At 68.6% G+C, this 25,713-nt stretch carries 14 protein-coding genes; 5 read left to right on the top strand and 9 right to left on the bottom strand.

The window, feature by feature from the left end:
• Window positions 1-4: 4 nt before the first annotated feature.
• The 5 genes from DFR49_RS13365 to DFR49_RS13345 form a co-directional block, all read right to left on the bottom strand.
• A complete protein-coding gene (locus DFR49_RS13365; protein WP_211325877.1) occupies window positions 5-337 on the bottom strand; it encodes a hypothetical protein in 333 nt (110 codons plus the stop codon).
• Between the two features lie 41 nt (window positions 338-378).
• Complete coding sequence (gene nagE / locus DFR49_RS13360; RefSeq protein WP_119036122.1) at window positions 379-2,076, bottom strand: N-acetylglucosamine-specific PTS transporter subunit IIBC; 1,698 nt, start codon at window positions 2,074-2,076, stop codon at window positions 379-381.
• A complete protein-coding gene (ptsP, locus tag DFR49_RS13355) occupies window positions 2,073-4,529 on the bottom strand; it encodes a phosphoenolpyruvate--protein phosphotransferase (RefSeq protein ID WP_119036121.1) in 2,457 nt (818 codons plus the stop codon). Before ptsP ends, nagE begins: the two co-directional genes overlap by 4 nt.
• 130 nt (window positions 4,530-4,659) lie before the next feature.
• Window positions 4,660-6,906 carry a family 20 glycosylhydrolase gene (locus DFR49_RS13350; RefSeq protein WP_119036120.1) on the bottom strand — a complete coding sequence of 749 codons (2,247 nt, stop codon included), beginning with the start codon at window positions 6,904-6,906 and terminating at the stop codon, window positions 4,660-4,662.
• Between the two features lie 158 nt (window positions 6,907-7,064).
• A complete protein-coding gene (locus DFR49_RS13345) occupies window positions 7,065-9,809 on the bottom strand; it encodes a TonB-dependent receptor (RefSeq protein ID WP_119036119.1) in 2,745 nt (914 codons plus the stop codon).
• A 240-nt stretch (window positions 9,810-10,049) separates the two neighbouring features.
• On the opposite strand from DFR49_RS13345, the gene DFR49_RS13340 reads away from it, so the two are divergent.
• From DFR49_RS13340 to nagA, 3 genes are read left to right on the top strand one after another with little or no spacing between them, the layout of a single operon-like run.
• A complete protein-coding gene (locus tag DFR49_RS13340; RefSeq protein ID WP_119036118.1) occupies window positions 10,050-10,784 on the top strand; it encodes a GntR family transcriptional regulator in 735 nt (244 codons plus the stop codon).
• A 54-nt stretch (window positions 10,785-10,838) separates the two neighbouring features.
• On the top strand, window positions 10,839-11,846 hold the full coding sequence (locus tag DFR49_RS13335) for an SIS domain-containing protein (protein ID WP_119036117.1): 1,008 nt from the start codon (window positions 10,839-10,841) through the stop codon (window positions 11,844-11,846).
• Window positions 11,846-12,976: an N-acetylglucosamine-6-phosphate deacetylase gene (gene nagA, locus DFR49_RS13330; protein ID WP_119036116.1), complete on the top strand. Its 1,131-nt coding sequence runs from the start codon at window positions 11,846-11,848 to the stop codon at window positions 12,974-12,976. Before DFR49_RS13335 ends, nagA begins: the two co-directional genes overlap by 1 nt.
• Window positions 12,977-13,263: 287 nt before the next feature.
• Here nagA and DFR49_RS13325 read toward each other — a convergent pair whose 3' ends face one another.
• The 4 genes from DFR49_RS13325 to DFR49_RS13310 are packed head-to-tail and all read right to left on the bottom strand — an operon-like array spanning window position 13,264 to window position 17,546.
• Complete coding sequence (locus DFR49_RS13325; protein WP_119036115.1) at window positions 13,264-14,031, bottom strand: TIGR02186 family protein; 768 nt, start codon at window positions 14,029-14,031, stop codon at window positions 13,264-13,266.
• Window positions 14,028-14,942 (bottom strand): sulfite exporter TauE/SafE family protein, encoded by a 915-nt coding sequence (locus tag DFR49_RS13320; protein WP_119036114.1) that lies wholly within the window; start codon window positions 14,940-14,942, stop codon window positions 14,028-14,030. Before DFR49_RS13320 ends, DFR49_RS13325 begins: the two co-directional genes overlap by 4 nt.
• A gap of 55 nt (window positions 14,943-14,997) precedes the next feature.
• Complete coding sequence (locus DFR49_RS22265; protein ID WP_245968486.1) at window positions 14,998-16,140, bottom strand: hypothetical protein; 1,143 nt, start codon at window positions 16,138-16,140, stop codon at window positions 14,998-15,000.
• A complete protein-coding gene (locus DFR49_RS13310; RefSeq protein WP_245968484.1) occupies window positions 16,137-17,546 on the bottom strand; it encodes a glycosyl transferase family protein in 1,410 nt (469 codons plus the stop codon). The genes DFR49_RS22265 and DFR49_RS13310 overlap by 4 nt, the downstream gene beginning before the upstream one ends.
• Before the next feature lie 151 nt (window positions 17,547-17,697).
• Between DFR49_RS13310 and DFR49_RS13305 the strand changes: the two genes are divergently transcribed.
• Complete coding sequence (locus DFR49_RS13305) at window positions 17,698-23,493, top strand: alpha-2-macroglobulin family protein (RefSeq protein WP_211325876.1); 5,796 nt, start codon at window positions 17,698-17,700, stop codon at window positions 23,491-23,493.
• Window positions 23,494-23,651: 158 nt separating this feature from the next.
• On the top strand, window positions 23,652-25,712 hold the full coding sequence (gene pbpC / locus DFR49_RS13300; protein ID WP_245968471.1) for a penicillin-binding protein 1C: 2,061 nt from the start codon (window positions 23,652-23,654) through the stop codon (window positions 25,710-25,712).
• Window position 25,713: the final 1 nt, after the last annotated feature.

The following is a 25,713-nucleotide window of genomic DNA, read 5'->3' as shown; positions in this document are numbered from 1 at the left end:
GGCCTTAGATCTTCGGAGTGAGCACGGAGACGAGGAATAGACAAGCGACGGCCAAGATGAACAATTGAAACAATGCGATAACGCGGCCTGGCAGCCGTGCGGCAAGGCTGAAGCGAATCCATAGTACTGCTGCAATCATTGCGATCGGTATGGCTAAACCGGCGATGGTCTCGGACGTGGAAAGCCAAGCGGATAGGCGCAGGACCATTGCCAGCAGCCACAGCAGGTAGGCCGACCACGCGGCAATAGCCGCTATCGTCAATCCATTCAAAGTTTTGACCATAACGTCAGCATGCCGCGTTAAGCGAATGACCACAATTGGGGCGGCTCCTGCCACTTGGATTTTTATAGCTCCACGACCCGACCCGCGATGCCCGCTCACGCCGCGAGGGCGCGGCCGATCGGTTCGGCGTCGGGGACGATCAGGTGCAGCATTCCTTCGGTGCGTGCCACCGCACGCACGCCGAGCGCGGTGAGGGCAGTGTCGTCGACCGCATCGTCGCGCAGGCGGAGCATCAGGCGACTGGGGTTGGCGGCGACTTCGGCCAGGTTGTCGCGCCCGCCGAGCGCGGTAAGCCACGGCGTCACGTCCGCGGCCGGCGCGACCTTCGTTTCGGGTATCTCCGCCACCGTCCCGAGCGGTCCCGCCGCCGCACGCATCTCGGTCGCGACCAGATCGGCCTCGGGGCCGAGCACCACTTGCAGCGCCTGTGCCGAGGGGCGCACGAATCCCTTGGCGCCCAGCGCGCGGAGCCGCGCCTCGTCCACCGCGCCCTGATCGGCGACCACCAGCCTGAGCCGTGTCGTGCAGGCATCGATGCTCGCAAGGTTGGCCGCGCCGCCCAGCGCCGCGACGAAGGCGGGGCCGCGCGATCCTGCGACAGGCGCGATCTCCTCGCCCACGGGCTCATCCTCGCGCCCCGGCGTCTTGAGATTGAAGCGCAGGATCGCGAACCGGAACACGCCGTAATAGAGCAGGAAATAGACGATCCCGACGGGCAACAGCAGCAGCGGCCGCGTCGCCTTGGAAAAATTGAGCGCGTAATCGAGCAGCCCCGCCGAAAAGCCGAAGCCGAGCTTGATCCCGAGCAGATCCATCACCGCCATCGCCAGCCCGGTCAGCACCGCATGGAGCGCATAGAGCAGCGGCGCGAGGAACATGAAGCTGAACTCGATCGGCTCGGTCACGCCCGTCAGGATCGCGGTCAGCGCCATCGAGAGCAGCATCCCGCCCACCGCCTTGCGCCGCTCGGGGAAGGCCGAGCGATACATCGCGAGGCACGCCGCGGGCAGGCCGAACATCATCACCGGGAAGAACCCGGCCATGAACGCGCCCGCACTGGGATCGCCCGCGAAGAAGCGGTTCAGGTCACCCGTGCTCCCATGATAATCACCGACGAGAAACCAGGCGAGGTTGTTGAGGATATGGTGCAGCCCGGTGACGATCAGCAGCCGGTTGAGCAGCCCGTAGAAGAACAGCCCCGCCTCGCCCGAGCCGATCACCCCCTTCGACAGCGCATCCATCCCCGTATCGATCGGCGTGTAGAGCCCGCCGAACACCAAAGCGAGGCCGAGCCCGGCGACCCCGGATAGGATCGGCACGAACCGCCGCCCGCCGAAAAAGGCGAGATATTCGGGCAGCCGGATCGTCGCATAACGATTGTAGAACGCCCCCGCGATCAGGCCCGAGAGGATGCCGATCGGCACCGAGAGCTTGGCGATCGCCTTGGTGCGCCACGCGTCAGCGGCCAGCGCGGTGGCATCGGCCGACAAGCCCGCCATCGCATCGGGCGGGACGGTGAGCAGGGTCATGCTCCCGCGCGTCGCGACGAGGAAACAGACCAGCCCCGCCAGCCCCGCCGCGCCATTATTGTCCTTCGCCAGCCCCACACCGATACCGAGCGCGAACAGCAGCCCCAGATTGTCGAAGATCGCCGCCCCCGCCGCCGCGACTAACGGCACGTCGAACAGATCGGGCTGGCCGAGCCGGAGCAGCAGCGCCGCCACCGGCAGCACCGCGATCGGCAGCATCAAGGCGCGTCCGAGCGGCTGGAGCGATTGCAACGAAAGCCTCATGCGGCATCCTCCATCAGCGGCCGGCTGAGCGCGCGCACCGTATCGGCATCGGGCGCGATCAGTGCGGCGCGCGCGGCGCCGCGGCACCGCCCCATATCGAGCCCGCGCACCAGCGCCTTGATCTCGGCCACGGCGGCGGGCGGCACCGACAATTCGGTGACGCCGAGCCCGAGCAGCACCGGCACCGCCTCGGGCACGCTCGCCAGCCCGCCGCACACGCCCGTCCAGCGGCCGTGGATCGCGCCGCCACGCACCGTCTCGTCGATCAACCTCAGCACGGCGGGATGGAGCCCATCGAGCCCCGCGGCGACGGCCGGATTGGTGCGATCGCGCGCCAGCGCATATTGGCTGAGGTCGTTGCTGCCGATCGAGAAGAAGGCGGCGTCTTCGGCAAGGCTCGCGGCGGTGAGCGCGGCAGCGGGGGTTTCCACCATGATGCCGAGCGCGGGCAGCGCGACCCCGGCGTCGTCCGCGAGCCGCACCAGCAGCGCGCGCACCGCGCTAAGCTCTGCCCTGTCGGCCACCATCGGCAGCATGATGCTGAGCGCGCCCTCGGTGCGCACCCCGAGCAGCGCGCGCAATTGCGTCTCCAGCAGATCGCGGCGCGCAAGCTGGAGCCGGATGCCGCGCAACCCGAGCGCCGGGTTTTCCTCGGCCGCGAGCGCGAGCCAGGGCGCTGGCTTGTCGGCGCCGATATCGAGCGTGCGCACGATCAGCGGGCGCGGGCCGAGCGCGTCGGCGATGGCCTGATAGGCGGCGCGCTGTTCGGCCTCGCCGGGCGGCTGCGCGCGATCGAGAAACAGGAATTCGGTACGCAGGAGGCCACACCCTTCGGCACCCGCCGCCACCGCCGCGCGCGCGTCGGCCGCCGAGCCGAGGTTGGCGACGACCTCGATCGCGATGCCGTCGGTGGTCACGGCGGGCTCGTGCGCGCGTGCTTCGGCTGCCTTGCGCCGGACGGCGCGCGCGTCGGCATCGGCGCGCGTCGCCGCCATCACGGCCGCAGACGGTGCGATCGTGAGCGCGCCGTCGGCGAGAATCAGGTCGGTGCCGTCTTCCACCAGCCCGAGCGCGGGGCCGAGCCCGATCGTCATCGGCACCCCCATCCCCGCAGCGATGATCGCGACGTGCGAGGTCGCCCCGCCCCGCGCCAGCGCGATTCCCGCCGGCCGCGTGTCGAGCGCCATCAATTGCGACGGCAGCAGATCGTCGGCGACGAGGATCGCCGCCTCGGGCAAGGCGGGCGCGGCGGCGGCGCCGCCGTCGAGCGCGGCGAGCACGCGATGTTCGAGGTCGCGCAGATCGTCGATCCGCTCGGCGAAGCGCCGGTCGGCGCTCGCCAGAAGCGGCGCCACGAAACCCTCGATCGCCGCGCGCCACGCGAAGCCCGCGCTCTTGCCCGCGTCGATCGTCCGCTCGGCCGCGGCCGACACTTCGGGATCGTCGAGGAAGGCGAGATGCGCGGCCGCGATCCCGGCACCGTCCCCCGCCCGCCGCGCCACTTCCTCGAGCGCCTTGCGCACCTTGAAGCGCGCCGCGCCGAGCGCCTGGCGTTCGAGCGCGGGGCTTTGCCCTTCCTCGCGCACCGCGATCGCGGTCGTCCGTAACCGGAAGGCGGGGCCGATCGCGAGACCGGGCACCGCGGCGATCCCGGTCAATCGGTCAGGCAGCGTGACCGGCGCTGCCGGCATCGGCGCGGCCACGGCGCGATGCTCGCCCATGCCCGTTTCGAGCAGTTCGGCGATCGCGGAGACCGCCGCCGTATCGCCGCGCACCGTCACCATGTCGCCGTGGCGAAGCGCGAGCGCGAGCATCGCCACCGCACTCTTCGCCGACGCAGTGCGGCCGTCGGCAGTCACGAGGTCGGCAGCACCGGTTTCGGCGGCGAGCGCCGCGATCCGCGCCGCCGGCCGCGCGTGAAGCCCGTGCGCAAGCGGCAGCGCGAGCGTGCGCTCGGCCTCGGGCATCGCCTTTGCTACCGCCGGCACCGCCGCCGCCCCGGTCGGGCGCAGCACGAACAAGGGCGCGCCCGCCGCGATCACTCCCGGTGCGGCCGGTTCCTCGATCGCGAATGCGTCGCCGTTGGTGACCACGACCGGCGTCACCAGGCTGCGCGCGCGCCGCCCCACCGCGTCGAGATCGATCGTGACGAGCAGATCGCCCGTCGCCACCCGGTCACCCGCCTTCACGCCGGGCGTGAACCCCTCACCATCGAGCGCGACGGTGTCGAGCCCGACATGGAGCAGCAGCACCGGCCCGGCATCGAGCGCGATCGTCACGGCGTGGCCGGCGGGGTGGACGCTCTCGATCGTGCCGTCGCCGGGCGCCACCAGTCGGCCGTCCGTCGGGTCGATCGCAACGCCGTCCCCCAGCATGCGATCGGCGAACACCGGATCGGGAACCTCGTCGAGCGGCGTCACCCAGCCGGCAAGCGGGCCCGCGATGATGATCATCGTGTGGCGCTCGCGCTGAATCCGTCCATTTCTACCTCCCCGGCGAAGGCCGGGGTCCAGTTACGGCCGGCCCGATACTGGACCCCGGCCTTCGCCGGGGAAGCGGGTGTGGCTGCCGACGCGGCCGACACTATTGCCCCGCCTCCAGCGTCAGCCGGTCGAGCACCCAATAGGGATCGATCCCGTGCTGCGCGAAGGTGAGGCAAAGGTTATGCGTCCCACGCTGCGGTGCGAGCGCGCCCGAGACCGTGGTGACGCCGCTGTTGTCGAGCGCGGCGGCGAGCGGGACGGTGGCGATCACCGGGCCGTCGCAGCTATCGCGCCGCACCTTGAGTTCGCCCGCCGGGGTCGCCGGGTCTTCGTGCGTGATGTGCTTCACGTCGTCGCCGATCGCGAAGTTGAACGGCATCTGCCCGACCTCGGCGGTGATCCGCGTTGCCCCGTCGAGCGGGGCGTCTTTCCAGATCCAGCACGGCTTCATGATATCGACCCAGTGGACGCGGCGGACGCCGTCGGTCGGCCCGTCATCCTCCAGCCGCAAGGGAATCGCGTTGCTGCACAGCTCCATTTCGGTAGCGCCGCGGGTGCGCAACAGCGCGGGCGATACCGTCCAGCGCACGGCATCGCCAAGCGCGGCCTCGCCGAGAAAGGACTGCGCGCGCAAGATCGTGTCCGAGGCGAGCGTCAACGGCGCAGCGTAGGCGGGGGAAGCGGGCGTCGGCGCGCTGCCGTCCGTGGTGACCCGGATCGTGCCCATTCCCGCGGGCTGATTCAGCGTTACGTCGATCCTGCCGTCGCGGCCGGTGAAAGTGGCGAGCGGGACGAGCGGCGTGGCATCGTAGGCCCAGCCCAGTTCGTGCCAGCGGCCGAAGGCGGCGACCAGCCGATCCGACAGCCCGTTCCAATCGCGCGGCGCCCTGGACCAGGCCATGTCCGCCAGGATCGCGGCGCGCGGCCAGAGCATGCGATCGGCGGCGGCGGTGGTGCTCAGATGCTCGGTCCAGAGGTTGCCCTGGAGGCCGATGATGTGCCTGCGCTCGGCCGGTGTGAGCTCGGCAGGGGCCGGATCGAAGGCGTAGAGCGTGCGCCAATCGACAAGCGTTCCCTGCGCGCCGGGTTCGTCGGGCGAGGTGCTCGACCGGTAATTGAAATAGAGCGTCGGCGCGGGCGAGAGCACGGTGTCGTGGCCCGCCTTGGCCGCGGTGATCGCGCCGTCGATGCCGCGCCACGACATCACCGTCGCGTCGGCAGGCACCTGGCCTTCAAGGATCTCGTCCCAGCCGATCAGCTTGCGGCCGTGCTTTTCGAGATAGGCGCCGATCCGCGCCGTGAACCAGCCCTGGAGCGCGTTTTCGTCCTTTAATCCCAGCGCCTTGATCTTGGCCTGGATCGCCGGATTCGCCTTCCATTGATCCTTCATCGCCTCATCGCCGCCGACATGGATGTAGCGGCCCGGGAACAGCGCCATCACCTCGTCGAGCACGTTTTCGAGGAAGGTGAAGGTCGGCTCGTCGGGGTTGAAGAGGTTGGGGAGGATGCCCCAATCGTGGGTCGGCGCGGTGGGCGGATTGGGGGTCGAGGCGAGCTCGGGATAGGCGGCGATCGCGGCGGTCGCGTGGCCCGGCATCTCGATTTCGGGCACGATCGTGATGTGACGCGTGGCCGCATAAGCGACGACGTCGCGGATCTCGGCCTTGGTGTAGAAGCCGCCATAGCGCACGGGCTTGCCATTGGCGTCGACGCCAGCCGCGCCCGCGGGCTGCCGCCACGCGCCGACGCTGGTGAGCTTCGGGTATCGGTCGATCTCGATCCGCCAGCCCTGGTCGTCGGTGAGGTGCCAATGGAACGTGTTGAGCTTGGCGAGCGCCATGCGGTCGATGAGCTGCTTCACATACTCGACCGGCTGGAAATGGCGCGACGAATCGAGCATCACCCCACGCCAGGCGAAGGCGGGCGCATCGTCGATCGTGACCGCGGGGATGCGGCCGTCCGTGCTCGCGGCGATGAGCTGCCACAGGCTTTCGGCACCGTAATAGAGCCCCGCGTCGCTCGCGGCGGAAACGGTCGCGCCCGCCGGCGTCACCACCAGCCGATAGCTTTCCGCGCCCGCGATCTTCGGATCGCGCTCGAAGCGGATGCGTCCGCGCGCCGTGAGCGACAGGTCCGGCCCGCCGGTGCGCTCGAGCAGCGAGCGCAATCGCCCCGCTGCCGCCAGCGCCCCCTCATCGACGACGGCGATGCCGGCATCTGCCACCGCAAAGCTGCCGCTGTGTTCGATCGCGCTTGCGGGGCTGGGCAGCAGCGGCAGCGTCGATTGCGCGTGGGCGACCGCGGGTATCGCCAGCGACAGGACGGCGGCGGCCACGATGGTACGCATGTGCAAAACCCTTTCGAGCGGCGTGCGATCGACGACATATCGCGAAAAGGCCGTGCGCCGCCAATCCCGCGGATCGCTTGGCGACGGTGACGATAGTTCAGGTGCCGATCGCCGGAAACGACGGGCGGCGGCGTCAAGACTCGCCGCCGCCCGCATGATCAGAAGTTGAAATTGACCGTCGCGAGGAACTTGCGCCCGCTCTTGTACACGCCGCGCGGCAGCCGCGGGGTATTGGCATAGGCGTAATACTGGCTGTCGGTGAGGTTCATGCCCGACAGCGTCAGCCCCAGATTCTTCGTGAAATTATAGGTCGCTGAGACGTCGAGATTGGCGCTGTCGCGGACGTACATCTGATCGCCGCGATCGATGCCGGTGAAATATTTCGACCGCCACGTATAGGTGCCGCGGATCGCCACCGGGCCGCTTTCGAAGAACGGGCTTAGGCTCGCCTGATGCCGCGAATTGAACGGCAGATCGGCGCCATCCTTCCCGTTGCCGTTCGAATAGGTGTAATTGGCGAGTATGCCGAACCCCATCGGCAGGCTTTGCTGATAGGCGATCGCGAAGCCCTTCACATCGGCCGATCCCGCATTGTACGGGCGACTGATATCGTAGGTGGTGACGATCCCCCTGGATTGATTGAAATAATCCTCAGGCGCCGTGCTCTGGAGGATGTAATTGCCGATATCCTTGTAGAAGACCTCCGCCGCGAGGATCGCGCGCGGCGCGAAATACCATTCGAGCGAGGCGTTGTAATTGCTCGATTCGTAGGGATCGAGGTTGGGGTTGCCGCCGCCGCCGGTCAGGATCTGATCCGACAGCCAGAAATAATTGGTCATGTCGGCATAATTGGGCCGCGCGATCACCTGCGACGCCGCAAAGCGGAAGATCAGATCGGGCTTCAGGTTGATCGCGACGTTCACGCTCGGCAGCACGTTCGAATAATGTTTGGACGTCGTCTGCCAGGTCCAGTCGGGCTCCGAATTGCAGGGCGCACCCGGATTGCAGACGAAGCCCGCGCTGGCGCTCTTGGTATCGACGTAACGCGCGCCGACATTGCCACGCAGCGGCCCCGATTCGAAATTGGCCTGGACATAGGCGGCGTGGATTTTCTCGGTCACGTCCCAATTGCCCGCGGTGAATTCGGCCGCGGCGAACATCGACGGCACCGGGAAAGAGGCGCCGGGCGCGAGCCAATCCCCGCCCTCGACATAATCGACCATCGCCCCGCCATCGATTTTGAATCGCCCCGTCATCTGATCGTTCACGCCGTCGAAGCCGCTCAGATAATTGCCGCCCGCGCCGCTGGGATCGAACAGCGAGGCCGGCGCGCTGACACCCGCGACGGTGACGCCCGCATAGGTCTGGCTGGTCTCGTGATCGCGGTATTTGTAGCCGAACTGGATGCTCTTGAGGCTGCCGTCGAACTTGAGCGTCAGATCGGCCTGGGCGTAGCGTTCCTTGTCGCTGGTCGGCTTGTCGACGAGGTTGCCGCTCCATCCCGGATCGGTCGCGAACGCGGCCGCATTGCCGAGCACGTCGCCCGGATAGCTGATCGTGCCGGGGGCCTTGGGCGCCCCGCCGATATCGACCGTGTAATCGGACCAGTTGAGGAATTCGAGGAACACCTGGTGCTTGCTGCCGCCGTCGGCCTTCGAGCTGCCGGCCTCGACATTGAGCCCCCAATGATCGTCGTCCCATTCGGCCTTGCCGTGCCAGGTCTGCGAATGCATCGAGGCGATACGATATTGCGCGTCGAACACCGACAGGGCGTTGGTGAAGCTAGCGCTGGTGACGATGCCGTCTTCGACATTGAGCCCGGTCAGCTTGTTGGAGCTGTTCCAGACATTGCCCGGAAACGCATAAAGCGACTGGTTGAAATTATCGTAATCGGCGTCGACCCTGAGCCAGTCGGCAGTGAGCGTAAGCTGGCTGACCGGCTTCCATTGCGCGGTTGCCGAATAGGTCAATCGCTCGCGCCCCTGCTCGAAATAGCTGGTGCCGAACGCGTTCGGGAACCGCGCGCCGGGATTGCCGGCGAGCGTCGCCGCGCACGCATCGATGCAATTGCCCGACCCGGACACCCTCGCCTCCGCGGGATCGGTAGGAACGGGATAGGCATCCTGCGGCCGCGAGCCGGCCTTGGCGTCGTTGATGCCGTCCCAGAAATCGGCCGTGATCGTACCGTAGCTTTCGAGACCGTGGCGGCGCAGGCGATCCTTGGCGCGCTGGAACGATGCCAGCAGCCCGATCGTGCCCGCCTCATTGTGCCAGCTCAGCAGTGCCGAGCCCTGGAGGTCGCCCTTTTTCGAACGGTCGTTGTAGAGATAGCCGAGCGACGCGGCGCCGGTGAACGGTTCGAGATCGAGCGGCTTGCGCGTGACGACGTTGACGGTGCCGCCGATCGAGCCCTCGTCGATCCGCGCCTCAGGCGATTTGTACACGTCGACGCGGTTGACGAGCTGCGGTGCGAGCAAGGCGTAGTTGAAGGTGCGTCCCGGCGAATCGAGGATGAACCAATCCGCCGACGCGACCGTCTGGCCGTCGAGCAGCGTCCGGTTGAGCGCCGGATCGGTGCCGAGGATCGACACTTTCTCACCCTGGCCGAACTGGCGATCGACAGTGACGCCGGGCACCAGCGTCAGCGCCTCGGCGACATTGGTGTTGGGAAATTTGCCGACATCCTCCGCCGAGACCGAATCGACGATGGCGTTGGCGTTGCGCTTCGCGTCGAGCGCGGCCTCCAACGAGGCGCGGATGCCGGTGACGACAATCTCGCTCGACGCCTCGCCCTGATCGGCGGTCGCGGCGCCGGTCGTGTCCTGCGCATAGGCTGGCGCGGCCATACCGAGCGCAAGCGCGCTCACGGTGCCGGCGAACATCATCCTGCAGGTGTGCAACATGTCCTCTCCCCCTTCTCCGGCCCCGCATCAATGGACAGGACCAAAATACGACCAACCTTGTCGGCGAGCCCGCCCATTTCGGCGGTTATAGGCTCCGGTTGGCCTTCTGCGCTCTCATAAGGCGCAAATCGGGCGTCGAATGCAATACCAAAAATGATGCCAATGCACTTTTTTTCCATTTTGGTATTGAATAGGCATTATATCTCGCTCTAAGGTGTGTTGGTGCAGGGGGCATCGAACATGATCGTCGAACGGATCGGACGGCTGGAAGCGGAGAGCGCGGCGCCGCTCTATCTCCAGCTTCAGCGCGTGTTGCGCGACGCGATCGAGCGCCGTGTGCTCGGCCCTGACGAAGCGCTGCCGCCCGAACGCGACCTCGCCGAGGCGTACAAGGTCTCGCGCGTCACCGTGCGCAAGGCGCTCGACGGCCTCGTCGACGCACGGTTGCTGACGCGGCGGCAGGGCGCGGGCACCTTCGTCGCCACGCGGGTCGAGAAGAATTTCGCCACCATCTCGTCGTTCACCGAGGACATGCTGTCGCGCGGGCGCGCGCCGCGCAGCGAATGGCTGTCGCGATCCGAAGGCAGCGTGACGCCCGAGGAAGCGATGGCGCTGGGATTGAGCCCTGGCAGCCCGGTCTATCGCTTTACCCGCATCCGCTATGCAGACACCCAATCGATGGCGCTCGAACATGCGACGATCCCCGCGCGCGTGCTCGAATCGCGCGATATGGTGGCCGATTCGCTCTACAAGGCGCTCGGCGACAACCGCCCGGTGCGCGTGCTCCAGCGGTTGCGCGCGGTGCTGTTCACACCCGAACAGGCCGAATTGCTCGGGATCGCGGCCGCCTCGGCCGGGCTCGAGATCGAACGGCGCGGCTTTGCGGCCGATGGCCGCACGGTCGAATTCACGCGCTCTTATTATCGCGGCGACGCATATGATTTCGTGGCCGAGCTGAGCGTCGGCCCCGTATAGATCGCCCCCAAGCCGGAGTTCGCGTCCTTGCCCCCCTCCCCCGATCATACGCTGATGTTTCGCGAAGCCGCCGAGGCGGGCGCGGTGGTGCAGCGGCAGCGCGACGCCAACCGGCTGGCGCTGACGGCGCTCGGGGAACGGTTGCGGGCCTCGCCGCCGCGCGCGGTGGCGACGCTCGCGCGCGGCAGCTCCGACAATGCGGCGACCTTCGCGCGCTATCTGATCGAAACCCGCGTGGGCGTGCTGACCAGTTCGGTCGCCCCCTCGATCGCGTCGGTCTACGCCGCCGCGCCCGACATGACCGACGCGGTGATGCTGGCGATCTCGCAATCGGGCAAGAGCCCCGATCTGGTCACCGGGCTGGCAGCCGCACGTGCGCGCGGCGCCTATGGCATCGCGCTGGTCAATGCCGATGCTTCGCCACTCGCCGCCGGGGCCGATCTGGCGCTGCCGCTCCATGCCGGCGCCGAGCGCAGCGTGGCGGCGACCAAGTCGTTCGTCGCGAGCCTTGCCGCGATACTCGATCTTGTCACGCACTGGGCCGGCGACGCCGCGCTGGCGCGCGCGCTCGAGACGCTTCCCGACGCGCTCGATCGCGCCTGGGTTCTCGACTGGACGGCGGCGCTTGCCCCGCTCGAGCGCGCGGCCAGCCTCTATATCGTCGGCCGCGGCCCCGGCTACGCCATCGCGCAGGAGGCCGCGCTCAAGATCAAGGAGACGTGCGGCTTCCACGCCGAAGCGTTCAGCGCCGCCGAGGTTCGCCACGGCCCGATGGCGCTGGTCGACAAGGGCTTTCCGGTGCTGTTGCTGGCGCAGGACGACGAGACCCGCGACAGCGTGGCCGCGCTCGCGCACGATTTCGCCGCGCGCGGCGCGACATTGCTCCACGCCGGGCTTGGCGACGCGCCCGGAATCGCGCTGCCAGCGATCGATGCCGATCCCGCGATCCAGCCGCTCCTGATGATCGAGAGCTTCTATCGCCTCGCCAATGCGCTTGCCGTTGCCCGCGGGCGCGATCCCGATTCGCCGCCGCATCTGGCCAAGGTTACCGAGACCGTTTGATGGCGACCGCGCTCTGCAACGCCCGCGTGCTGCTGCCCTTGGGGCTGCGCGACGATATCTGCGTGGTGATCGAGGGCGCGCGCATCCGCGCGGTCTCGTCGTCGCCGCCCGCCGATGCCGAGATCGTCGATCTCGGCGGCAAGCTGCTGCTGCCCGGCTTCATCGATTGCCAAGTCAACGGCGGCGGCGGCGCGCTGTTCAATACCGACCCCAGCGTCGCGACGATCGCGACGATCGCCGCCGCGCACCGCCGCTTCGGCACCACCGGGCTGTTGCCGACGCTGATCAGCGACGACCTGTCGGTGGTCGAGCGCGGGATCGCGGCCGTCGACGCGGCGATCGCCCAGGGGGTGCCCGGCATCCTCGGCATCCATATCGAAGGCCCGTTCCTCAACCCCGCGCGGCGCGGCATCCACGCCGAAGCCAAGCTGCGCCGGCTCGAGGACGATCTGGTCGATCTGCTTGCGGCACCGCAGCGCGGCAAGACGCTGGTGACGCTGGCCCCCGAACGCGCGACGCCCGCCCAGATCGCGCGGCTGGTCGATGCCGGCGTGATCGTCGCCGCGGGCCATTCGGATGCCGATTACGAGACCGTGCGCGGCGCGATCGATGCCGGGCTCACCGGCTTCACCCACCTGTTCAACGCGATGTCGCAGCTCGCCAACCGCGCGCCCGGCATGGTCGGCGCCGCGCTCGAGGACGATTCGACCTGGGCGGGGATCATCGTCGACGGGCATCACCTCCACCCCGCGACGGTGCGCGTCGCGGTGCGCGCCAAGCGTGCCGACCGGCTGATGCTTGTCACCGATGCGATGCCGAGCGTCGGCTCAGCGGCGCCGACCTTCGAGCTTCAGGGTCGCACGATCCGGCGCGAGGGCGACATCCTGCGCGGCGACGACGGCGTGCTGGCGGGATCGACGCTGACGATGGCGGGGGCGGTCGCCAACATGATCGCGCAAGGCCGCGTCTCGCTGCGCACCGCGGTCACGATGGCGTCGGCGACGCCGGCCGCGTTCCTCGGCCTTGCCGACCGCACCGGCACGATCGCCCCCGGGTTCGCCGCCGACCTGGTCCTCGTCGACGACGACCTCATCGTCCAAAAGACCTGGATCGCCGGGGAGGTTGCCTGAGGTAGAGCGGCACCGGCCTAGCTAGGGTCAGGACCCATTGATTGCGCGGATCGTGATGTCGCCATGCGGGTTCGTGGCGAGGAGAAGCGACGAAGGCGGGGTTTTTGCCCCGTCGAGGCGCGTCGACGCTGCCACGGACCTGCATGGCGGCACCCGAAGGGCGGGGCGGGAAAGCGCCGCGACGGCGTTGCTCGATTGGGCCATAGCGCTGCTATGGCCCGCACTCGCGCCTTCTCGCGCCATCTTTCCCGCCTCCGTCACGACCGTGCAATCAATGGGTCCTGACCCTAGATACGCCGCGCGACCCAGCCGGCGAACCAGCCGAGCGCGACCGACAGCACCACCGCGGTGAGGCCGTAGAGAATCGACGCATTCTCGGCCGCGCTGGCGACGAAACGCTCGAAGCCCGACTTGCGGATATCGATATCGCGCACCGCCGCGGCGAGCACGCGGCCGTCCTGGATGAGGAAGGTTTCAGCGGTGAATTTGCCGACCGGGACGCGCGCGGGGATCGCGATCCGGGCGCGATAGAGCACACCGTCGGTGATCTCGACCGCCTCGGGCTCCTCGACATAGAGGCCGGCACGATGGCGCACGTCGACGAGTCCCTCGGCGAAGCGCGTCTGCTCGGCGATCGGCGCGGTCGAGGCGGGCGAGAGCTGGAGGCTGTCGAGCCCGAGTTCATAGATCGCGCGGGTGCGCGCATCGACCAGCTTGGCGATCGGTTCGGGCGAGGCGATCGCATAGAAGGACGGCGCCGAGCGGAAGCGCATGCTCGCGGCGTTAATCCAGATCCCCGCGATCTTCTGCTTCTCGCGCAGCAGGATCGACTGGGTGGGGCCCTTGACGACGACGACCACTTCGGCGGGTTCATCCTTCGCGTCGGGAATACGCCCGCCGGGATAGAGGATCGCGCCGAACAGCAGCAATTCGGCGCCGGTGAAACTATAGGCGATCTCGATATCGCGCTGCGACACGTCGGGCACCAACGTCGGTTTCTCGGCGCTGACGAGAAGCGGCGCGAGCAGCGCGAGCGGCCAGGCGCGGCGCTTCACAACAGGTCGACCGAATAGATTTCGGGCGGCCGCCAGCCCAGCCCCACCGCCATCCGGACCGCGACCGCGAGCACCATCACCGCGAGCAGCAGCCGCAGATATTCGGGCTTGATCCGCGTTCCGAACCGCGCCCCGATCTGCGCCCCCGCGACCGACCCAACGAGCAGCAGCACCGCGAGCACGATATCGACCGCCTTGGTGGTGGTGGCGTGCACCATCGTCGCGATCACGGTGACGAACAACGTCTGGAACAACGAGGTGCCGACCACCACCGCAGTGCTCATCCCCAACAGGTAGAGCATCGCGGGCACCATCACGAAGCCGCCGCCGACGCCGAGCAATACGGTGAGGATGCCGGTGAAGAAGCCGAGCAGCAACGGTGCCAGCGGCGAGATGTAGAGGCCCGAGGCGTAGAAACGCGTGCGGAAGGGCAAGGCGGCGATCATCGGATGATGCCGGCGCTTGCGCGGCCGGCGCGGCGTGGCCCCGCGCAAGACCGCGATCGCCTGGAGCGATTCCATCGCCATCAGCCCGCCGATGCCGCCGAGCAGCACCACGTAGATCAGCGCGATCACGGTATCGATCTGGCCGGTCGCCTGGAGCAGCGCGAACAGCCAGCCGCCGGCAATCGTGCCGACGATGCCGCCGATGACGAGCACCACCCCCATCTTCATGTCGACGCCCTTGCGCCCGACATGCGCGAGCACGCCCGAGACGCTGGAGCCGGTGACCTGGCTGGCCGAGGTCGCGGCGGCGACCGTGGGCGGGATGCCGTAGACGATCAGCAGCGGCGTCGTCAGGAAGCCGCCGCCGACGCCGAACATGCCCGAGAGGATTCCGACACCACCGCCCAGCAGCACGATCACGAACGCATTTACCGACAGGTTGGCGATGGGCAGGTAGACGTCCATCCCCGATGGTATCGCGTTCGCCGCCGCGGCGAAAGCACCGCCATGCGGCAGTGCATCAGAAATCGGTGCCGAGCGAGAGCACCAGCCCCGAGCCCGGCCGCGCATCGCCCGCGATCCGCGCGCGCCAATCGAGCGCAACGCGGACATGCGCACGTCGCCCGAGCGGCAGATCGGCGGCGAGCGAGGGCCCGACATCGAGGCGGGCGGCGGCGCGCTGCGCGGCACCCCAGGCGCCGGCGCCAAGATCGAACCGGACCTTGCCGATCGCAGCGACCGGATGCGCGACCCGCGCCGCGCCATCGACAAACCCCTCGACGCCGTCCCGAGCGATCGCGCCCGCCTGACCATAGGCTTCGAGCGTGACGCCCGGCGCGACGGCGGCCGGCCCGACACCACCGATGACGCCGATCGTGGGGCCTCCCCGGCCGCCGTCGATCGCGAAACGCTGTTCGGCGACGACGCGCACCGGTGCCCGGGTCGGTTGCCACGCGACGCCGATCGCCGCTTCGCGCCCGCGTCCCCGAAGCGGGCTTGCCACGCGGCCGACGAGTTGCAGGCGGTGCGCCGAATCGATCGCATAGGCAAGCCGCGCGCCAGCCTGACTGCCGCCGAGCTGACTGCCACCGAAGGCGGCGCCGGCTGCACCGTCGCCGCGCAGCACGCCCCATCCGCTGCCCGACCAGCGCGCGTCCGACGACGATGTGCGCGGCGCAAGCGGAAGGCCCAGCGGCTGTTCGGGAATACGCGTCTCGGCGCGTTGCGGCCCCAGCCCGTTCCCCCACCCGGTTTCCAACAGCATACAATCGATAGGAGGCCGGGTGGGGGAGTGGGCCGGGGCCGCTTCGGCAATCGCTCTTGCGCGATTTTCCAAACACACGCCAACGGCCGCCGAGGGGGTCGCTCCGGCGATCGCGGTCTCAGCAGCATCGAAGCGCAGGTGCGGGGATGGCGGGTGCCGGATAACCCGCGCGCCGGGAATCGTCGACAGAATGGCCGCCTGCTCGATCGGTAGACGGTGCTCCACGACGTTCGCCACACGGCCGCGCCCCGTCCGTTCGGCTGCGGCCAGACGCGAGGCTATGGCATCGGTCGCGTCGGCGGACGCCTCGATTGGCGGCCACAGGATCGCCACGCGCACCATTGTCCAACCGACCAGCACGACCGCGAGAAAGCGCAGCGGACGGCCATCGGCGGTCACGATACCTGCTCGTCCGCATTGTCGGCAGGGAAATGGTGCGCGGTCTTTTCCCACCGCGGCGCCCGGCCGGCGAGCGTGCCGAAATAGCGGATGATCGCACGGCGCACCGCGAGCATCGCGATCAGGTTGCCGACAAACGTGCGCGGCAGCGCCCATAGCGCCTCGCGGCGGCCGTAGGCGAGCGCGGTAAAGCTGCCGCGCATCACAAGCCGCCATGCCAGCAGGATTGCATTGATCGAGAGCAGGGCATGGAGCAGCGGCGCGAGTGGCGGGGGCGGAATCCCGGTCAGCCAATGGAGCGCCGCCCCCATTCCCCATGCCCCCAACGCCAGATAAGCGGCCGCGAGCACCAGCACCGCAAGCGGGGCGCGGCGATCGCGCATTCGCATCCAGAGTTCGCCGAGGTGGCGCCGACGGCCCCAGCCGGTGCGATCCCACCCCGCGAGCGCGATTCCGAACAGCCAGCGTGCCTTCTGCCGCACCGCGGCGTCGAGCGTGGCGGGGAAATAGGCGCGAACCGCCACCACCGGCCCGCCGGGATATTCGGGTACGCGGGCCAGAATGCCCCGGCCCCCCAACGCGCCGATCCGCAGGCCGAGTTCATAATCCTCGGTCAAGCTGGTTTCATCGAACGGGGCGCCGCCCCGCGAGGCCGCGATCACATCGAGCGCGGCGCGCGCAATCGCGCAGCCGACTCCAGCGAGCGGCAAGCCGGCCCCGAGCGCTTCGCGGACGACGAGCTGTTTCGCATGGACCTCCGCAAACTCATCCTGATAGTGACCCGAAACAAGCCGCGAGCGCTGATCGGGCAGCGGCAGCACCGGCAATTGAACCACCCAGTGGCGATCGATCAGCCGATCGAAGATCGCCAGCTCACCGGCGTGGACGACATCCTCGGCATCATGGAGCACCACCGCTTTTGCGCGCGCGCCTTCCGCCGCCTCGTCGCGCAGCAGCGCGCGCCACAGCGCATTGAGGCAATCCGCCTTGGTGGTCGGGCCGGAATGGGGCCCGATCACGAGGCGTACGCGCGCATCGCGCCGTGCAATCTCGATCACCGCGTCGATCGTCGCGCGATCGTTGGGATAGGTGCCGACATAGAGCCGGTAATTGGGGTGTTCGATCCGCGCCAGCGCGGTGGCGAGCATCGCGCCGATCACCCGCGATTCGTCCCACGCCGCGACGAAGATGGCGATCCTGCCCGCGTCGCGGCGGACCATGAAATCGCTGAGCCTGGCACGCTGGTAACGCCGCATCACCGACGCCCGGCGCCAGGCGGTGCGGACGAGGAAGATCGCATCGATCGCGAGATCGTCGATGCCGCCGACCAGGAAGCCCACCGCTGCGAAGAGCAGTGCCTCATGCACGGCGGCATCAAGCCCCCAGACGATCCAGCCCCAGTCCACCTTCCGATTTCCCCCGAGTCGGAAACCGCGATTGTTCGCGTTGCGGGGGGAACAGGCAAGTTTTTCGTATTTTACGAAAAACTTGCCGTTGGACTTGCCGGGCACACGGGGTAGCCTTGCACGCTGAGGGCACTGAACGGGGAACCGATCGATGACGCTTTTCGCTCGACTGGCGCTGTTCGCCGCCGTGCTCGCCCCGTTCGCAGCGCTGGGCGACAGCGGGCCGCAGGTGGTGATGGCCTCGCCGGGAATCGGCGACGGCGCGATCGAGCGCTTCACGGTGCGCTTCAACCAGGCGATGGTGCCGCTGGGCGATCCGCGCGCGGCCTCGCCCTTCGCGGTTAAGTGCCCGATCGAGGGCCAGGGGCGCTGGGTCGATCAGACGACATTCGTCCACGAATTCTCGAAACCGCTACCCGGCGGCGTCACGTGCAGCTTCGATCTGCGCGACGATCTCAAGAGCCTGTCGGGCTATGCGATCGGCGGCCAGCGGCACTTCACCGTCGACAGCGGCGGCCCAGTCGCGCGCGCCGTGCTGCCGAGCCGGTACGGCAGCGACATCGAGGAGGATCAGGTCTTCCTCGTCGCATCGAACATGCCCGCAACGCGCGCCTCGGTGGCCGCCGGCGCCTATTGCGCGGTCGACGGCATCGGCGAGAAGATCGCGGTCGACGTGCTCGACGCGGCTCTGCCCGCGAAACTGCTCGGCGCGCTCGGGACCGATCAGTGGCAGGTGCGCAATTTCCTCGATTCCGCAGGGCTGCCCGAAACGCTGCCCGAGGACGCCGCGGCGCGGCGGCAGGCGCTCACCAGCGTCACCGCGCTCAAATGCCGTCGGCCGCTGCCGCCGGGGCGCGACATGGCGCTGGTCTGGGGCGCGGGGATCAAGGGTGCCAATGGCAAGGCCGCAGGCGCCGATCAGCGCTTCGACTTCACCGTGCGCAAGGCGTTCGCGGCACGCTTCGAGTGCAGCCGCGTCAATCCGCAGGCCGGGTGCAACCCGGTCGAAGACGCGCATGTCCGCTTCTCCGCGCCGATCGCGATGGCAAAGGCGAGCGCGATTCGCCTCGTCCTGCCCGACGGCAAGCAAGTTGCGCCGACGATCGACGATGACGCCAAGGGCGATGCGACGATCGCCGACCTCACCTTCAAGGCGCCGTTCACCCCCGCCGTCACCGCCAGGGTGGTCTTGCCCGCCGACATCAAAGACGAAAGCGGCCGGCCACTATCAAACGCCGAGCGCTTCCCGCTCGACGTGCGGATCGACGAGGCGCCGCCGCTGGTCAAGTTCGCGGCCGATTTCGGCATCCTCGAGGCGAGCGAGGGCGGCGTGCTGCCGGTTACCGTGCGCAACGTCGAGCCCGCGCTCCAGGGGCGCAACCTGGCGATCAACGGCCAGAGCCTGCGTGTCGACGGATCGGACGGCGACATCGCCGAATGGCTCCGCAAGGTCGACCACGCCGACGATTACAAGAGCCACGAAGAGAAACAACGCGGCGATGAAAGCATGCGCATCAACGACACCGGCTCCGAGCCGATTCTGACGGGCGATACCGGTAATCCGATCAAGATCGGCCTGCCCGGCAAGGGCAAGACCTTCGAGGTCGTCGGGATACCGCTGAAGCAACCCGGCTTCTACGTCGTCGAACTCGCGAGCCCGACATTGGGGCAGGCGCTGCTCGGCCGTGATACGCCGCGTTATGTCGCGGCGGCAGCGCTCGTCACCAACATGACAGTCCATTTCAAATGGGGGCGCGATCGCTCGCTCGTCTGGGTGACGGCGCTCGACACCGGCGCGCCGGTCGCCGACGCCCGCGTCCAGATCAGCGACAGTTGCACCGGCGAATTGCTCGCCCGGGGCGTGACCGATCGCAGCGGCGGCCTCAACGTTCCCGCCGGGCTTCCCGATCCCGAAACCTACGGCAATTGCGAAAGCGAGAGCGCCCCGCACCCGCTGATCGTCACCGCGCGCAAGGGCGGCGACATGAGCTTCGTGCTGAGCGAATGGGGCGAAGGCATCCGCCCGTATGATTTCGACCTGCCTTATGGCTATGGTGATACCGAGCAGGTGTTCCACACCGTGTTCGATCGCGCGCTCGTCCGCCAGGGCGAGACGATCCACATGAAGCATATCGTGCGCATGCCGGTGGCGACGGGCTTCGCGATGACACCGGCGTTCAAGGGCACGCTGCGGCTGTCGCACCGCGGATCGGACACGCAATTCGAGCTGCCGCTGACGATCGACGCCAACGGCACCGGCGAGACCGATTGGAGCGTGCCCAAGGGCGCGCCGATGGGCGATTACGACCTCACCGTCGAGGCCGGCAACAAGACGATCTGGACCGGCCAGAGCTTCCGCGTCGACGAATATCGCCTGCCGACGATGCGCGCGACGATCACCGGCCCCAAAGAAGCGCAGATCAAGCCGAAGACCGTGCCGCTGGACCTGTTCGTCGGCTATCTTTCGGGCGGCGGCGCGTCGCGGCTTCCGGTGGCGCTGCGGGTCGGCTGGTTCGACACCGTGCCGTCGCCGGCGAATTACGACGCCTACAGCTTCGGCGGCGAGAAGGTCGAGGAAGGCGTCAAGCCGCTCAACCCCAATGGCGAGGAGACCGCGAGCCCGCTGCCGCCGACGCAGACGATTCCGCTGACGCTGGGCGCCGACGGCACCGCACACAGCGCGGTCGACGTGCCGACAAGTCTCGATGGCCCCGCGAGCATGCGGGTCGAGATGGACTATCAGGACGCGAACGGCGAGACGCTTACCGCCTCGCAGCAGATCCCGCTCTATCCGTCCGCGATCCAGCTCGGCGTCAAGACCGATGGCTGGATGATGAAGCAGGACGACCTGCGGCTGAAGTTCGTCGCGCTCGATACCGACGGCAAGCCGGCCAAGGGCCGCAAGGTCTCGGTCGCGGTCTACAGCCGGCAGATCCTGACCGCGCGGCGGCGGCTGATCGGCGGCTTCTACGCGTACGACAACCAGATGAAGACCACGAAGCTCGACGCCTCATGCTCGGATACGACCGACGCGCAGGGGCTCGCCGGCTGCACGCTGGCGCCCGACGTGTCGGGCGAAGTCTATGTCGTCGCGACCACCACCGACAGCGCAGGCAATGTCGCGCGGGCGACGCGATCGGTGTGGCTGGCGGGCGACGATGACTGGTGGTTCGGCGGCGACAATGGCGACCGGATGGACGTCATTCCCGAGAAACAGGACTATAAGGCCGGCGAGACCGCGCGCTTCCAGGTGCGGATGCCGTTCCGATCGGCGCACGCGCTGGTGACGGTCGAGCGCGAGGGCGTGCTCGCGAGCTACGTCACCGAGATTTCGGGCAAGGATCCGGTGATCGAGGTCAAGATGCCGGGCAGCTACGCGCCCGACGTCTATGTCTCGGTGCTCGCGGTGCGCGGGCGCGTCGACGGTTTCTGGTCGTGGCTGTCGCACCTCGCCTATAAATGGGGGCTGCCGTTCGGATCGCCGGTCGCGACCAAACCCACCGCGACGGTCGATCTCGCCAAGCCCGCCTACCGGCTCGGCATCGCCAAGGTGAAGGTGGGCTGGGAGGCCCACCGGCTCGACGTCGCGGTCAAGGCCGATCACGAACGCTACGCGGCGCGCGGCACGGCCACTGTCGACGTGGCAGTCAAGCACCCCGACGGCACGCCCGCGCGCGCAGCCAATGTCGCCTTCGCCGCGGTCGACGAGGCGCTGCTGCAACTCGCGCCCAACGAGAGCTGGGACGTGCTCGACGCGATGATGGGCGAGCGGCCGCTGTCGGTGCTCACCTCGACCGCGCAGATGCAGGTCGTCGGCAAGCGGCATTACGGCCGCAAGGCGCTGACGCCGGGCGGCGGCGGCGGCACGGGCGACCTGTCGGGGCTCAACCGCACTAACTTCCAGCCGGTGCTGCTGTGGAAGGGCCATGTCGCACTCGACGCCAACGGCCGTGCGCGGGTGCAGGTGCCGCTTTCCGATTCGCTGTCGTCGTTCAAGCTGGTCGCGATCGCGACCGACGGCGCCGAACTGTTCGGCACGGGATCGACGAGCGTGCGCACCGCGCAGGATCTGTCGATCTATTCGGGGCTGCCGCCGCTGGTGCGCAGCGGCGACTGGTTCGCGGCCAGCTTCACGCTCAGGAACGGCTCGGACAAGCCGATGAAGGTTACAGCGAAAGTCGATCTGCAACCGCATCTCGCCACCGGTCGACCGCTGACGGTGACGATCCCCGCGGGCGGCGCGGCGCCGGTCGCGTGGAACCTCACCGCACCGGAGGGCGTCGCCCATCTCAAGTGGCACGTCACCGCGCGATCCGAGGACGGCAAGACCGATCAGATCACCGTCGATCAGGAAGTCGTGCCCACGGTGCCGACCTCGGTGTGGGCGGCGACGCTGACGCGCGTTTCGGGGGAGAGCATCCCGATCGCCCCGCCCGCCGGCGCGCTGCCGGGCCGGGGCACGGTCGACATCCGGCTCAACGACACGCTGGCCCCGCCGATGGCCGGGGTGCGCGCGTTCATGGCCGCCTATCCGTACAATTGCATCGAACAGCTTCTGTCGCGCGCGATCGTGCTCGACGACCAGGGTTCATGGCAGAGCCTTGCCGCCGAGTTGCCGACCTATCAGGCGCCCGACGGGCTGCTGCGCTATTTCCCCTCGGATTCGCTCCAGGGCTCCGAAGCGCTCACCGCTTATGTGCTGTCGATCAGCAGCGAGGCGGGGCTGAGCCTGCCCGAGGGCGTGCGATCGCGCATGATCGACGCGTTGACGGCGGTGCTCGACGGGCGGCTGCGCAACGAAAACTACGGCGACCGCAGAATCACCAAGCTCGCCGCTCTGGCCGCGCTCGCGCGTGCCGGCGCCGCGACCCCCGCGATGCTCGGCCAGATCGGCATGCCGCCGGCCGAGATGCCGACCGGTGTGCTCGCCGATTATCTGATGACGCTCGATCATATCGAAGGGCTCGCCAACGGCACGCAGCTCCGGGCGAGTGTCGGGCAGGTGCTGCGCACCCGGCTGGTCTACGAAGGCACGCGGCTCGACATTTCGGACAGCAGCAAGGCGCCGTGGTGGCTGATGTCGTCGAACGACGAAGCCGCGATCAAGGCGCTGATCGCGACGCTCGGCCGCCCCGGCTGGCAGGACGACACGCCGAAGATGATGGTCGGCGTCGCCCAGCGCCAGCTTCACGGCCGCTGGGACACGACGACCTCGAACGCCTGGGGCACGATCGCGGTGCGCAAGTTTGCGCAAGCCTATCCCGCGACCGCGATCACCGGGACGACGACGCTGGCCCTGGGGGCACGCTCGGTGAGCCGTGGCTGGCCGCTGGCGGCCGACCAGCGCACCGTTTCGCTGCCGCTGCCGTCCGCGCAAACCCCGCTCCTGCTCCGGCAGACGGGTGGCGAGGGGCCGTGGGCCACCGTGGCGGTATCGGCGGCGGTGCCGCTCACCAAACCGCTGGCGGCGGGCTATCAGGTCAAGCGCAAGGTCTCAGTGGTGAGCCAGCGCCAGAAGGGCGTGCTGACGCGCGGCGACGTGCTCAAGGTCACGATCCAGGTCGAGGCGACCGCCGAGCGCAACTGGGTGGTGGTGAGCGACCCGATCCCGGCGGGCGCGACGATCGTCGGCGATCTCGGCGGCCAATCGCAGATGCTCGCCGAACAGGGGAGCGACGGCCCGGGGATCGAATTCCTCGCCACCGACGGCACCGGCAAGCTGTGGAATATCCAGGCGGGCGTACGCGCCGCCTATGTCGAGCGCGGCAACGATGCCTGGCGCGCCTATTTCGACTGGGTGCCGCGCGGGCGGTTCGAAGTGTCGTATCTGGTGCGGCTGAACGGCGCAGGCCATTTCCAGCTTCCGCCGACGCATGTCGAGGCGATGTATTCGCCCGAAATCCACGCCGATCTGCCCAACAAGCCGGTGACGGTACGCCAGCGGTGAGGTTTGCCAAATCTCCGTTCGTGCTGAGCTTGTCGAAGCACCGTTCTTTCTTCGCTCGATGGCGAGAAAGAGCAGCCCTTCGACAAGCTCAGGGCGAACGGTGGAAATGGGATGGCCCGCGGCTCGCGCTGTGCGCCATCCTCCTAATCGCCGCGCTGGTGGCGATCGGCGATTACGTCACTCGCCCGCCGCTGCTGCCCTCGTACAAGACGGTCAAAGCGGCGTGGCACCCTTCCGAGGCGTGGCTTTACGATCGCAACGGCCATCTGATCGACAGCGTGCGTGTCGATTTCCAGGTCCGCCGGCTCGCCTGGACGCCGCTCGACAAGGTGTCGCCGATGATGCGCGACACACTGATCGCCTCGGAAGACCAGCGCTTCCGTCGCCATCACGGCGTGGACTGGCTCGCCGTTATCGGCGCGGTGCGCGATCGGATCGAAGGACGGCGCGGGCGCGGCGCGAGCACGCTGACGATGCAGCTCGCGGGCTTCCTCTCGCCCGGCCTCGCCGCACCCGGCGCGCGCGGCTGGCTCGACAAGCTCCGGCAGATGCGCGCCGCAAGAGAGATCGAGGCGCACTGGTCGAAGGACGAAATCCTCGAAGCCTACCTCAACCTGGCCGGCTTCCGCGGCGAGGCGCAGGGGATCGGCGCGGCGGCGCTGGGGCTGTTCGGCAAGACCCCCGACGCGATCGGCCGCGACGATGCACTGCTGCTCACCGCGCTGCTCCCTGATCCGCAAGGGTCGGCGGATGCGGTCGCGCGGCGCGCCTGCGCGCTCGGCCACGGACGCGTGCCGTGCGACCGGCTCGAAGCCGCCGCCTGGGGGATGCTGGCGCCCGCGCGCAGCCTCCAGCTCGATCCCGAGCTGGCGCCGCACCTCGCGGTCAAGCTGCTGACCAAAGCGGGGATGCGCCTCACCTCGACGATCGACGCGCGTTTCCAGCGGATCGCGACCGCGAGCCTCGCACGCCAGCTTCACGGCCTTGCCGGGCGCGCGCGCGACGGCGCGGTGATCGTCGTTGATAACGCGACCGGCGACGTGCTCGCTTATGTCGGCGGCGCGGGCACCGCCTCCACCGCGCCCGCGGTCGATGCCGCCGACAGCTATCGCCAGGCGGGATCGACGCTCAAGCCCTTTCTCTACGCCGACGCGATCGAGAAAGGCTATCTGACGGCCGCGTCGATCCTCGACGATTCGCCCGTCCAGCTCGATACCGCGAGCGGGCTCTACGTGCCGCAGGATTACGATCGCGCGTTCAAGGGGCCGGTATCGGCGCGGACCGCGCTCGCGGGCTCGCTCAACGTGCCCGCGGTGCGCACGCTCGTCCTCGTCGGCGTCGATCAGTTCCGCGACCGGCTGTGGGACACCGGCTATCGCGGGCTGACCGAGGATGGCCAATATTACGGCTATTCGCTCGCGCTCGGCTCGGCCGAAGTGACGCTGATGCAGCAGGTCGCCGCCTTTCGCAGCCTCGCCGAAGGCGGGCGCTGGTCGCCGCTGCGGCTGACCGAGGACGATCCCGAGGCCGAACCGCGCGCGATCACGACGCCGGCCGCTGCCTGGATCGTCGGCGACATGCTCGCCGATCCCAATGCGCGGGTCGCAACCTTCGGGCTCGACAACGCGCTGCGGCTGCCGTTCTGGGCCGCGGTCAAGACCGGCACGTCGAAGGCGATGCGCGACAATTGGTGCATCGGCTATTCGACCCGCTACACCGTCGGCGTCTGGGTGGGGAACAAGGAAGGCGATCCGATGCGTGCCGTCTCGGGCACCAGCGGCGCCGCGCCGGTGTGGCGCGACGTGATGCTCGCGATCCACGACGGCGCTCGCCCGCGCGCGCCCGAACGGCCCGGACGCGTGGTGGCGCAGCGCGTCGCGTTCACGGGCACCGCCGAGCAGCCGCGTACCGACTATTTCATCGCCGGCACCGGCCAGACGCGGATCGCGACCGCGCCCGCGACCGCACGACGGCCGCACATCACCAACCCGGTGTCGGGGAGCGTCTATGCGATCGATCCCGATATTCCGATCGATCGCCAGCGGCTGGCGATCGGCGTGTCGGGCGAGGTGACCGCGCACCGATTGACGCTCGACGGGCGCGAGCTGGGGGCGGCGGACACCAATCCGCTGATCTTCGCGGCCCCCGGCAAGCACCGGCTGCGGCTCGTCGATCTCGGCGGCGACGTCGTCGATCAGGTGCTTTTCACGGTGCGGTAGT

It is taken from the genome of Hephaestia caeni (assembly GCF_003550065.1).
Taxonomy (GTDB): Bacteria; Pseudomonadota; Alphaproteobacteria; order Sphingomonadales; family Sphingomonadaceae; genus Sphingomonas; species Sphingomonas caeni_A.
This window is presented reverse-complemented; position numbering and strand designations above follow the sequence as displayed.